Here is an 11,510-nt window from a genome sequence, read left to right on the forward strand (position 1 = left end):
CACGCGAGTCACCACGGACACCCCCCGCCACGGGCATCGGCGGGGGGTGTCCGCGCGTCCTGCCGCCCAGCCCACCACCACCGCCGCGAACTCGCCTCCCCCCGATCGCGCCCCGGCAGCCGCCCCACCCCTAGACCGCCGGAGGCCTGAGCGGGAGCGCCCCCGAAGCCGACAACGCCTCGTCGTCCACCGCGAACGTCCGCACCCGCCCCGGACGCTCCGAGTACGGCGTCTCGAACCGCACCGTCACCCGCCCCACGCCGCTCCCCTGCACCCACCCCGGCCCGTACTCCCGGTGCGTCACGTCCTGCCCCGGCCACCACCGCCGCGCCACCGGCTCGACCGCCTCCTCCTCGACCTCCTCCTCGGCGTCCTCCCCCTCCTCCCCGTCCACCTCCTGCTCCGCCTGCGCGAACAGGTCCTCCTGCGTGTAGTCCGCGAGCTGCGCGACCCCCACCCCCAGCAGCCGCACCCCGCCGGTGGTGTCCACCTGCCCGGCCAGCCGCCGCGCCGTCGCCGCGATCACCACCGGATCGTCCGTCGGCCCGCCCAGCGTCTCCGACCGCGTGAGCGTCGAGAAGTCGAACCGCCGCACCTTCAGCACCACCGTCCGCCCCGACCGCCCGGCCGCCCGCAGCCGCCGCACGCAGCGCGCCGACAGCTGGTCGATCTCCCGCAGGATGCGGTCCCGATCCGCCAGGTCGACCTCGAAGGTGTCCTCCACCGAGACCGACTTCGCGTCCCGGTCCGGCACCACCGGCCGCTCGTCCCACCCCAGCGCCATCTGGAACACGCCCGCCCCGTGCGCCTTCCCCAGCAGCGCCACCAGCTCCTCGAACCCGGCCTCCGCCAGGTCCGCCACGCTCGTCAACCCGGCCCGGCGCAGCGCCTGTTCGGTGGCCGGCCCGATGCCGGGCAGCGCGCGCACCGGCATCGGCGCGAGCACCGACTGCTCGGAGCCGGGCTCGATCAGCACCAGCCCGTCCGGCTTGGCCTTCTCGGAGGCGATCTTCGCCATCAGCTTGGACGCGGCGGCGCCCACCGAGGCCGTCAGCCCGGTCCGCTCCACGATGTCCGCCCGCAGGTCCTGCGCCACCGCCAGCACCAGCTGCGCCCCCTCGGCGGGCGTCGCCTCGGCCAGCGCCGGCCCGTACGGCCCGGCCTCCAGGTCGACGAACGCCTCGTCCAGGCTGAGCGGTTCGACCAGCGGGGAGCGCTCCCGCAGCAGCCCCATGACGATCTCGCTGTTGGCCCGGTAGGCCTCGAACCGGCCGGTCAGGAAGGCCGCGTTCGGGCAGAGCCGCCGGGCCTGCGCCATCGGCATCGCCGAGTGCACGCCGAACTTCCGGGCCTCGTACGAGGCGGTGGAGACCACCCCGCGCCCGCCGAGGCCTCCGACGATGACCGGCTTTCCGCGCAGGCTCGGCTTGGACGCCTGCTCCACGGCCGCGAAGAAGGCGTCCATGTCGAGATGGATGATGCTCGGCACGGACCTCACGAGTCGATCATCCCGCGCCGCACCGACAGTGCGGCCGCCGAGCGGCCGCTCAGCCCCGCGCCGCGTCGGCGAGCGCCCGCGCCACCCCGTCCTCCCGCCGGCCGAGCAGCGCCGGGTCGGGCCGCAGCAGCACGTTCAGGAACGCCTTCGCCGCGCCGGCGGTCTCCCGTACCTCGCCGTAGTGCCAGGTGGTGTCGTGCCACTCCTCCACACCGACGCCCGCCGCGTCGATCCCGGCGGCCCGGCACAGCGCCAGCGCCCGCCGCACGTGGAAGGTCTGGCTGATCAGCACCGCGTTGTCGACGCCGAAGATGCGGTGCGCGCGCGTGCAGGAGTCCCAAGTGTCGAAGCCCGCGTAGTCGCCGACCACCCGCACCTCGGGCACGCCGCGTTCGATCAGGTAGGCGCGCATCGCGTCGGTCTCGTCGTACTCGCGGGTGCCGTTGTCACCGGTGACCAGGATCGCCTGCACCTTGTCCGCCCGGTACAGCTCAAGGGCGGCGTCCAGCCGGTGCGCCAGGTACGGGGAGGGCCTGCCGTCCATCAGGCCGGCGCCGAACACCACCGCCACCGGCGCGGACCGCACGCTCTGCACGGTGCCGACCTTGTGGGACTGCGTCACGAACAGCCAGGCGTTCGGGGTGAGGGCCAGCGCCGTGCACGCCACCAGCGCCTGGAACCAGCGCCGCTGCCCGCGCCTGCTGCCCCAGCCCGGGGGCCGCCGCGTCAGCAGCCATCGCCCGCGCCGCCCGAGACCTCGCATGATCGTCCGCACACGGCAGAGGACGAACCGCCCACCCGGCCGGTTCCCGCCGGCGGGCGGTCAGACCGCGCGGTTGCGGCGCTGCGCCAGCTCGTCGGCCGGGTCGTGGCCGAGCAGCGTCTCGCCGGTGTCGGTGCGCTCCCCGTGCAGCCGGCCGAGGGTGGCCTCCAGCTCCTGCCAGACCGCGCCGACGGCGATGCCGAACACGCCCTGCCCGCCGTTCAGCAGATCGACGACCTGCTGCGGGGAGGTGCACTCGTAGACCGTCGCGCCGTCGCACATCAGCGTCAGCCCCGTCAGGCCGGCCTGGTCGGCGGACTGCAGGTGCGTGACGGCGACCCGGATGTTCTGCAGCGAGACGCCCGCGTCCAGCAGCCGCTTGACGATCTTGAGCAGCAGGATGTCGCGGAAGCTGTACAGTCGCTGCGCGCCGGCCGGGAAGCCGGTGCGCACCGAGGGCTCCAGCAGGCCGGTGCGCGCCCAGTAGTCGAGCTGCCGGTAGGTGATGCCGGCGGCCGCGCAGGCCGTGGGCCCGCGGTAGCCGACCAGCGCCGAGGTGGGCGTGAGCCGTTCGATCGCGGGCTGCCCGGGCTGGACGGCCGGGAAGCGGCCGAGTCGGGGCAGCTCGTCACCGTCCGGTTCGGGCCGCCAGGGCCGCCCGATCGGACCGCGGCCGGCGCGCGGCACGTGCACCGCGCACAGGGCTCCGGAACGCGTCTCGTCGCCGGTGCCGCTCATCGCCAACCTCCGTCCATTCCGCCTCAAGGCCCCTGTGGCCCCGCACGGACCCGAACGGGCCCAGGCTGCGGGCGGCCCGTCCGGCGGGCCATCACCTGACGGTAGGCAGTGGCCCGAGCACCGTCAACGATCGCCACGCCGGGGCCTCGCACAAACTTCACCCCATCGAGTGGTTATTCGTGCCCCATGTGCGGGTAGCGGAATGGATTTCTACCACAGCCGAGTTGCGGGCGGTGGCCTGCCCCGGTAGCAGCGCGTCCAACACCCCTCACCGGCCGTCGGCTACTGCTGGCCGCCCCCGAAGTCCTCCGGCGAGACCTGGTCCAGGAACTCCCGGAACTTCTCGACCTCGTCCTCCTGCTCGTCCGGGATCGAGATGCCGGCCTCCGCCAGCACCTCCTCGCTCCCGAAGATCGGCGTGCCGGTGCGCAGCGCCAGCGCTATCGCGTCGGACGGGCGCGCACTCACCTCGACACCCCCGGAGAACACCAGGTCCGCGTAGAACACACCGTCCCGCAGGTCGTTGATCCGCACCTCGGTCAGCTGCTGGCCGGTCGCCTCCAGCACGTCCTTGAACAGGTCGTGCGTCAGCGGCCGCACCGGAGTCATGCCCTGCTGGGCGAAAGCGATCGCGGTGGCTTCCCCCGGCCCGATCCAGATCGGCAGGTAGCGGTCCCCGCCGACCTCCCGCAGCAGCACGATCGGCTGGTTGGAGGGCATCTCCACCCGGACACCCACGACGTCGAGCTCATTCACACCAGCAACCCTATGGCGCGCGCCCCCGATAGGAAAGCGCAGCAGGCAGCGGCCGCCGCGATCCGGACGCCGCCCGCCGAACCCCGGCCGCTCAGGACCGCGCCCGCAGCCCCGCCTGGACCATCGCCGCGTGCAACCGCACCGACAACGTCGCCAACTCCCGGGCCGTCGCCTCCGCGTGCGCCCGGGTCTGCGGATTGCGGTGCCGCCGCAACGGCGCCACCACCTGCTCCACCAGCGAAACCTCCCGGTCCGCCGCCGCCTTCACCGCCCGCAGGTGCCGCGGCTCCAGACCGAACCGGCCCAGCTCCGCCACCAGCCGCGCGATCTGCAACGCCTCGCCGTCGTACCCGCCGTCCGGCCCCGGCTGCACCAGCCCGTACGACTCCCACTCGACGAGTTCCCGCTCCTGCGCCTCCGCCGCCGCGATCAGCTCGGCCCGGCCCAGCCGCACCCCGCCGGCCGCCGACGACCCGGCCAACTCCCGGTCCGCCTCCTCCAGCGGCCCCGGACGCGCCTCCGCGGCCGGCAGCGCCGGAGGCTGCTCGCCGCGCTCGATCGCGTCCAGGTGCTCGCGGATCACCCGCAACGGCAGATAGTGGTCGCGCTGCATCCGCAGCACGTACGCCAACCGCTCCACGTCCGCCGCCGAGAACTTCCGGTAGCCGGACGGGGTGCGCTGCGGCTCGACCAGGCCCTCCGCCTCCAGGAAGCGGATCTTCGAGATCGTCACCTCCGGGAAGTCGTCCCGCAGGAAGGCCAGCACCGCGCCGATGGACAGCAGTTCGTCACCCCGCCGGCGCGCCTCGCCCGCGCGGCGCGAAGCCGGCACGGGCGAGGACCCGAGGGACGGGGTCGGAGTCTGTGGGGTCACTCGGGCTCCAAACGGAGAAGTGGTCAGTACCCCCGGTGGTGGCTGGCGAAGAACACCAGCCGGTACTTACCGATCTGCACCTCGTCGCCGTTGCTGAGCAGCACCTCGTCGATCCGCTCCCGGTTCACGTAGGTGCCGTTCAGGCTGCCCACGTCCGCGACCGAGAAGCCACCGTCGGGCTGCCGGCGGAACTCCACGTGCCGACGCGACACCGTCACGTCGTCCAGGAAGATGTCCCCCTGGGGGTGGCGACCCGCCGTGGTCACGTCCGAGTCCAGCAGGAACCGGCTCCCCGAGTTCGGGCCGCGCTGCACGATCAGCAGCGCCGAACCCGGCGGCAGCGCGTCGATCGCCGCGATCACCTCGGCCGACAGCGCCGGAGTGGCGCCCGTCGACGTCGCGGTCGGGTCGTACGACTCGATGCCGGAGATCGAAATGGTCGACGTGGTCTCCGCCGCGCCCTCCGGGAAACCGCCGCCACGCAGCTGAGTACCGCAGTTCGAGCAGAACCGGGCCTGGGCCGGGTTCTGGTTCCCGCACCGCGGGCACGGGCTGGTGCCAGCCATGTTCACAGCCTCCTGGCGCGGCCCACCCGACTGGGGGTGACCGGCGTAGGTGTCCGGGGCAAACCCTCCACCGGAGGTTGAGGGTCCTGACGGGAAACCTATGCGCGGCCCGCCCGACGAATCAACCGACGCGCCGTAACCCGCGTCCAACTGCCCGGTCGGCACGCCGGCCCCCTGGGTCACGTCCTCCCGGTACAGCGGACGCTGCCCGTCCGGCGCCGGACGGGCCGACGGCACCGCGGCGTCCTCCTGCCGGAACCGGGCGGTCGGCGCCTCCGCCGCCTTCTTGTTACGGCCGAAAAGCTTCGAGAAAAAACTCACGGGCGAATCCCCTTGCGTGTGACAGAACCGCCCGCGGGGCAGGGTTCAGGGCTCGATGTGGCGGTAAGCCCGGCATCCGGCCGGAAACTGACGATCGACAAGACCCAGTGTCGCCGACTCCCCGCGAGCGCCCACCACCGGGGGCGACCCGCAGCTGACGAACCGTACGGAGCGCGCCCCGTCACTTCGCCGCCGGCTTGCCGTACTGCAACGGCCGCGGGGTGGCCAACACGTCCACCACCACCTTCTGCTGCTGGACGATGTCCGCCCGCGCCTGCTGCTTCTCCAAGCTGCGCACCACACCACCGGGAATGTTCAGCGCCGGAGTCAGATCCTGCGGGTTGCCCACCACGGTGAAACGGAACGGCTGCGACACGTCCTTGCCGTCGATCCGCACACCGCCCGACGCGTTGTCGGTGAAATACGTCCCGGCCACCACGCGCACGTCGTTGATCTGAATCGCCTCCGCCCCCGCCGCTCGGAGTTCCTGCAGGGTGTCCAGCAGCATATCCGCCTTCACCTGCCCTTGGGGATCATCGATCGTCAGCACGATGCCCGGACCGACCGCCTTCTCCGTCCCCGCCAGCACGCCCAGCTCGGCGGCCTTCTTCCTGGTCTGCTCCTGCGCCTCCTTGGCCTGGTTGGAGGAGTTCTCCAACTGCGCCAGGTTCTGCTGCAGCTGCGTCTTCTCGAACTGCAGACGCTGCTGGCGGCCGTCCAGTTCGTCCAGGATCCGCACCAGGTCCTCCTGCCGCGCCCCGCGCAGCTGGCTGTGGTCGTTCGTCGACCGCACCTGGATCGCCAGCGCCAGCCCCAGCGCGAACAGCAGCAGCGCCACCACCAACTGACCGCGCGACACCCGCGGCGGCCACAGCGCCGCCTTCAGACGGGTCCGCCCGTCCGACGGCAACGCCACCGGCACCCGGGCCGCCACCGGCTGCTCCGCCTCGGCCTCCGCGGCCTCGACCTCCGCGGCCCGGGGCTGCTCGGCCGCCGGCTCCGCGGCCGCCGCGGGCTCCTTCTTCGGCTCCTGCGCCTCGGCCGGGCGCTCCTCGCCCTGGCCCTGCGGCTCCTTCTCCTCGCTCACAACCGCCCCCTAGGCCCTGAACACGTGCCGGCGGATGGCCGCCGCGTTCGAGAAGATCCGGATGCCCAGCACCACGACCACGCCGGTGGACAGCTGCGAGCCCACGCCCAGCTGGTCGCCCAGGAACACGATCAGCGCCGCCACCACCACGTTCGACAGGAACGACACCACGAAGACCTTGTCGTCGAAGATCCCGTCCAGCATCGCCCGCACGCCGCCGAACACCGCGTCCAGCGCCGCCACCACCGCGATCGGCAGATACGGCACCACCGCGTTCGGCACCTCGGGCTGCACGAACACGCCGACGACCACGCCGATCACGAGACCCAGTACGGCAATCACGGTGTAGCTGCTCCTGTTCCGGTGGGGGTGGACTTCACGGTCGAACGCCCGGACTTGGACGGCGCCGGCGAGGACGGCGACTTCGGCTTGGCGGTCGGCGACGGCGGCGCGGGCGGTTGGGACGGCGCGGGCGACGGCGTCCCGGCCACCCGCAGCGTCACGCCCAGCGCGGCCGGCAGCGTCAGCGACTTCTGCGCGGACACCGTCGAACGGATCCCGTAGCTGTCCTGGATGACCTTCAGGTAGTGGCCGCCCTCGTTCTCCTGGAACGCCTGCGCCAGCCGCGGCCCGTCCCCGATCGCCAGCAGCGTGTACGGCGGCACCAGCGGGCGGTTGTCCACCAGGATGGCGTCACCGGCGGCCCGGATCGCCGACAGCGCGGTCAGCCGCTGCCCGTTCACGGACACCGCCTCCGCGCCCGCCAGCCACAGGCCGTTCACCGCGTACTGCAGGTCGTGGTCCTTGACCCGGCCCTTGTTGCCGAAGCCCTCCGCGTTCCGCGGGTCGCTCACATTGCCACCGGCGCCGGTACCGGCCGCGTCCTCGATCACCAGCTTGATGCCCGGCCCGGTGATCGCGCCCGTCCCGGCCTGCGCGGCCAGCCTCGCCAGCCCGCCGTCGTCGCCCGACTGCAGGGCCTGCGCCTGGGCGTCCGCGACCTTGTCGCGATCCTCCTCGACCTGCCGCTGCAGGGCGTCCGCCGCCTTGTTCGCGTCGTTCACCCGGCTCACCAGGGCGTCCCGCTCCCGCGCCAGGACGGGCGCCGCCTCCTGGGTGTTCACCGCCCCGACCGTCACCACGGCCGCCGCCAGCGCCAGCCCCAGGGCCAGCACCAGTCGCCCCTTCGCCGTCCCCGGCAGCCGCGACCGGCCCTCCGCCCCGCGCGCCCGGGCCGCCTCCGCGTACCCGTCGTCCAGCGAGTGCTCCATCACCGTGGTCAGCAGGGACATCGAGGCGTCCGGACGGCGGAACCGCCCCTCCGGGTCACTCGGCGTCGACGTTGCTGGCATGCGCCACATCGTTTCACGACCGCGCGGCGGCCCACGACCAGCCCCCGGGGCCGTGCGACGGTTCTGCACACGATCGTGACAAACGCCCGGAGGGGACGGACCCGCAGGCCCGCCCCCGTCCGAACACCTGCCGCACTACCTCCCGGCGCCGTCCACCACCGCGGCCCACTCGTCCAGCAGCCGCTCCGTCGCCTCGTCGTCCGGGCCCTCCGCCCACAGGTGCGTGACGGCCTCCGCCGGGTCCGGCAGCACCAGCGTCCACCGGCCGTCCGCCTCGACCACCCGCACGCCGTCCGTGGTGTCGAGCTTGCGGTTGCCCGCCGCCTCCACCACCGAGCGCATCACCATGCCCTTCGCGGCCCACGGCGTCGCGATGTCGCGCTTCTGGATGTGCGCCTGCGGGATCCGCGCGTCGATCTGACTCAGAGTCAGCTGTGTCCGCGCCACCAGCCCCACCAGCCGCACGAACGCCGCCGCGCCGTCCAGCACCCCGGAGAACTCCGGCACCACGAAACCGCCGCGCCCGTCGCCGCCGAAGATCGTGCCGTCCGCCGCCGCGGCCTTCGCCAGGTCGTCCGGCGAGGTCGTCGTCCAGATCACCTGGGTGCCGTGGTACGCCGCCACCTGCTCGGCGATCCGCGTCGTCGTCACCGGCAGTGCCACCTGCCCGGCCCGGCGCTCCGCCGCCACCAGGTCCAGCAGCACAAGCAGCGCCCGGTCGTCCTCGATCACCCGGCCGAGCTCGTCCACGAAGGACACCCGCTCGCCGACCGGGTCGAACCGCACGCCGAACGCGGCCCGCGAGGACGCCACCAGCTCGCCCAGCCTGGCCAGCGCCGCCCGCCGCTCGTCCGCGCCCTCGGTCGGCCGCGCCTCGTCCAGGCCGCCGGCCACCGTCAGCGTCTCCACCCCGAGCCGGCCGAGAATGCTCGGCAGCACCAGGCCCGCACTGCCGTGCGCGGCGTCCACCACCACCTTCAGCCCGGCCTCCCGCACCCCGGTGGTGTCCACCTCCCGCAGCAGGTTCGTCGCATACGAGTCGAACACGCTCGCCGGGTGCAGCAGGTCACCGATCTCGCCCGGGAACGCCCGCCGGAACTCCTGCCGCGCGTACACCCGGTCCAGCTTCCGCTGCCCCGCCTGCGACAGGTCCGCACCGCGCTCGTCGAAGAACAGGATGTCCAGCGAGTCCGGCACCCCCGGCGTGGTCCGCAGGAAGATCCCGCCGGCACTCCCCCGCGCCGTCGCCTGCCGGGCCACCGGCATCGGCACGTTCTCCAAGTCCCGGACGTCGATCGCACTGGTCTGCAACGCCGAGATCATCGCCCGCTTCAACGCCCGCGCACCACGCGAGTGGTCACGCGCGATGGTGACGGTGGCGCCCTTCTTCAACGTCGTCGCGTACGCCCCCGCCAGCCGCACCGCCAGCTCCGGCGTGATCTCCACGTTCAGGATGCCCGACACGCCGCGCACCCCGAACAGGTGCTCCTGGCCGCGCGACTCCCAGATCACCGAGGTGTTGACGAAGGCGCCGGCCTCGATCGTCTTGAACGGGTAGACCCGGACGTTGCCCGCGATGATCGACTCCTCGCCGATCAGGCACTCGTCACCGATCACCGCGCCCTCGTCGATCCGCGCCGCCTGCATCACGTCGGTGTTCTTCCCGACCACGCACCCGCGCAGGTTCGACTGCGGCCCCACGTACACGTTGTCGTGCACCACCGCCTTGTGCAGGAACGCGCCGCGCTTGACGACCACGTTCGACCCCAGCACGGTGTGCTCGCGCAGCTCCACGCCGGCCTCGACCTTGGCGTAGTCACCGATGTACAGCGGCCCGCGCAACACCGCCTCCGGGTCCACCTCCGCGCCCTCGGCCACCCACACGCCGGGCGAGATCTCGAACCCGTCCAGCTCGACCTGGACCTTCCCCTCCAGCACGTCGGCCTGGGCCTTCAAGTAGCTCTCGTGGGTACCCACGTCCTCCCAGTAGCCCTCGGCGACATAGCCGAACACCGGCTTGCCCTCCTTGAGCAACTGCGGGAACACATCGCTCGACCAGTCGACCGACTCCCCCGCGGCCACGTAGTCGAACACTTCCGGCTCCATCACGTAGATGCCGGTGTTCACCGTGTCCGAGAAGACCTGCCCCCAGGTCGGCTTCTCCAGGAACCGCTCGACCTTGCCCTCGTCGTCCGTGATGGTGATACCGAATTCCAACGGGTTCGGCACCCGGGTCAGGCACACCGTCACCAGCGCGCCCTTCTCCCGGTGAAAGGCAATCAACTCGGAAAGATCGAAGTCCGTCAGCGCATCACCGGAGATCACCAAAAACGAATCGTCCCGCAGCGCGTCCTCGGCGTTCTTGACGCTGCCGGCCGTCCCCAGCGGTGTTTCCTCGTTGGCATAGGTGAGGTGCATCCCCAGTTCCTCACCGTCGCCGAAGTAGTTCTTCACCAGCGACGCCAGGAACTGCACAGTCACCACAGTGTCAGTGAGGCCGTGCCGCTTCAGCAGCCGCAGCACGTGCTCCATGATCGGCCGATTGGCGACCGGCAACAGCGGCTTGGGCATGCTGGAAGTCATCGGGCGGAGTCGAGTGCCCTCCCCGCCCGCCATCACAACGGCTTTCATTACGGGTGCGTCCTCCTTCGCGGTGGTGAACCCCTGCGGGTCCATCAAACCGGTCCGACGCATGTCTACCCGGAAGAAATGATCCGACTCACCGAGGAGGCCGTGTGAAACGTCTCAGCCCGATCTCAAACGGCAGCCGAACGCTCCGCCCGCAACATCTGCCTCGCCTGCACGGCGTACAACGCGCCGGCCCACCAGTACAGCGTCGTCCCCCACCAGATGAACGCCCAACTCACCACGTTCGCAACCCGGTGCACCCACCCCTCGCCGACCCCCAGCAGCAGAAGCGGAAACGCGTACATCAGATTGAACGTGGCGGCCTTCCCCAGAAAACTCACGTTCAACGGCCCGTAACCCGCCCGGTTGAGCCGCAGCAGCACCACCCCGACGAACGCCTCCCGAGCCACCAGCAACGCCGTCAGCCACCACGGCAGGATCTCCCGCCACGTCAGCCCCACCAGCGTCGACACGATGTACAGCCGGTCCGCGGCCGGGTCCAACAACTGCCCCAGCCGGCTGATCTGCCCCCACCGCCGAGCCAGCTTCCCGTCCAGGTAGTCGCTGACCCCGCTCAGCATCAGGACGACAATCGCCCACCCGTCGTTCTTCGGCCCCCCGAAGACGGGCCACAGCACCAACCACAAAAAGATCGGCACGCCCACCAGCCGAGCCATGCTCAGCAGATTCGGGATCGTAAGGACCCGGTCGGTCTGGACGCGCGTCTCCTGGACCTCCACTGTGCGGAGCCTCCTGTGGTACCAACGACAAAGTGTGCGGGATCGACCTTACAACAGAAAAGCCCCCTGACATCCCGTCAGGGGGCTTTTCCGAATAATTGTTCGGCGGCGTCCTACTCTCCCACAGGGTCCCCCCTGCAGTACCATCGGCGCTGTGAGGCTTAGCTTCCGGGTTCGGAATGTAACC

11 protein-coding genes and 1 rRNA gene are annotated in these 11,510 nt (G+C 71.7%); all 12 read right to left on the bottom strand.

The features are described from left to right. Positions 1-130: 130 nt before the first annotated feature. Positions 131-1,498 carry a DNA polymerase IV gene (locus ACWEMJ_RS13240; RefSeq protein ID WP_452137117.1) on the bottom strand — a complete coding sequence of 456 codons (1,368 nt, stop codon included), beginning with the start codon at positions 1,496-1,498 and terminating at the stop codon, positions 131-133. 49 nt (positions 1,499-1,547) lie between these two features. Then, positions 1,548-2,261 carry a SanA/YdcF family protein gene (locus tag ACWEMJ_RS13245; RefSeq protein WP_452137118.1) on the bottom strand — a complete coding sequence of 238 codons (714 nt, stop codon included), beginning with the start codon at positions 2,259-2,261 and terminating at the stop codon, positions 1,548-1,550. Positions 2,262-2,321: 60 nt separating this feature from the next. Next, on the bottom strand, positions 2,322-2,999 hold the full coding sequence (locus tag ACWEMJ_RS13250) for a MerR family transcriptional regulator (protein WP_452137119.1): 678 nt from the start codon (positions 2,997-2,999) through the stop codon (positions 2,322-2,324). A 282-nt stretch (positions 3,000-3,281) separates the two neighbouring features. After that, the gene (locus ACWEMJ_RS13255) at positions 3,282-3,755 is read right to left on the bottom strand and encodes a bifunctional nuclease family protein (protein ID WP_452137120.1); all 474 of its coding nucleotides are present in this window, start codon (positions 3,753-3,755) and stop codon (positions 3,282-3,284) included. 91 nt (positions 3,756-3,846) lie between these two features. After that, positions 3,847-4,587 carry a transcriptional regulator FtsR gene (gene ftsR / locus ACWEMJ_RS13260; RefSeq protein ID WP_452137128.1) on the bottom strand — a complete coding sequence of 247 codons (741 nt, stop codon included), beginning with the start codon at positions 4,585-4,587 and terminating at the stop codon, positions 3,847-3,849. Between the two features lie 65 nt (positions 4,588-4,652). Continuing rightward, positions 4,653-5,195, bottom strand: coding sequence for an FHA domain-containing protein (locus ACWEMJ_RS13265; protein WP_452137121.1), 543 nt, complete (start codon positions 5,193-5,195; stop codon positions 4,653-4,655). Positions 5,196-5,697: 502 nt separating this feature from the next. Further along, positions 5,698-6,603 (bottom strand): DUF881 domain-containing protein, encoded by a 906-nt coding sequence (locus ACWEMJ_RS13270; RefSeq protein WP_452137122.1) that lies wholly within the window; start codon positions 6,601-6,603, stop codon positions 5,698-5,700. 9 nt (positions 6,604-6,612) lie between these two features. Next, entirely contained in the window at positions 6,613-6,945 is a 333-nt protein-coding gene (locus ACWEMJ_RS13275; protein ID WP_043908904.1) for a small basic family protein, read from the bottom strand. Continuing rightward, a complete protein-coding gene (locus ACWEMJ_RS13280) occupies positions 6,942-7,955 on the bottom strand; it encodes a DUF881 domain-containing protein (RefSeq protein WP_452137123.1) in 1,014 nt (337 codons plus the stop codon). The genes ACWEMJ_RS13275 and ACWEMJ_RS13280 overlap by 4 nt, the downstream gene beginning before the upstream one ends. A 135-nt stretch (positions 7,956-8,090) precedes the next feature. After that, entirely contained in the window at positions 8,091-10,586 is a 2,496-nt protein-coding gene (locus ACWEMJ_RS13285; RefSeq protein ID WP_452137124.1) for a sugar phosphate nucleotidyltransferase, read from the bottom strand. Between the two features lie 125 nt (positions 10,587-10,711). Continuing rightward, positions 10,712-11,323, bottom strand: coding sequence for a CDP-alcohol phosphatidyltransferase family protein (locus tag ACWEMJ_RS13290; protein ID WP_452137125.1), 612 nt, complete (start codon positions 11,321-11,323; stop codon positions 10,712-10,714). A 100-nt stretch (positions 11,324-11,423) separates the two neighbouring features. Next, positions 11,424-11,510, bottom strand: a 5S ribosomal RNA gene (rrf, locus tag ACWEMJ_RS13295); the annotation flags it as partial.

This window comes from Kitasatospora sp. NPDC004531, from assembly GCF_053602195.1.

Coding starts and splice junctions, on each gene's coding strand:
- ACWEMJ_RS13245 (WP_452137118.1), bottom strand. CDS start 2,261: ATGCGAGGTCTCGGGCGGCGCGGGCGATGGCTGCTGACGCGGCGGCCC.
- ACWEMJ_RS13250 (WP_452137119.1), bottom strand. CDS start 2,999: ATGAGCGGCACCGGCGACGAGACGCGTTCCGGAGCCCTGTGCGCGGTG.
- ACWEMJ_RS13265 (WP_452137121.1), bottom strand. CDS start 5,195: ATGGCTGGCACCAGCCCGTGCCCGCGGTGCGGGAACCAGAACCCGGCC.
- ACWEMJ_RS13280 (WP_452137123.1), bottom strand. CDS start 7,955: ATGCCAGCAACGTCGACGCCGAGTGACCCGGAGGGGCGGTTCCGCCGT.
- ACWEMJ_RS13285 (WP_452137124.1), bottom strand. CDS start 10,586: ATGAAAGCCGTTGTGATGGCGGGCGGGGAGGGCACTCGACTCCGCCCG.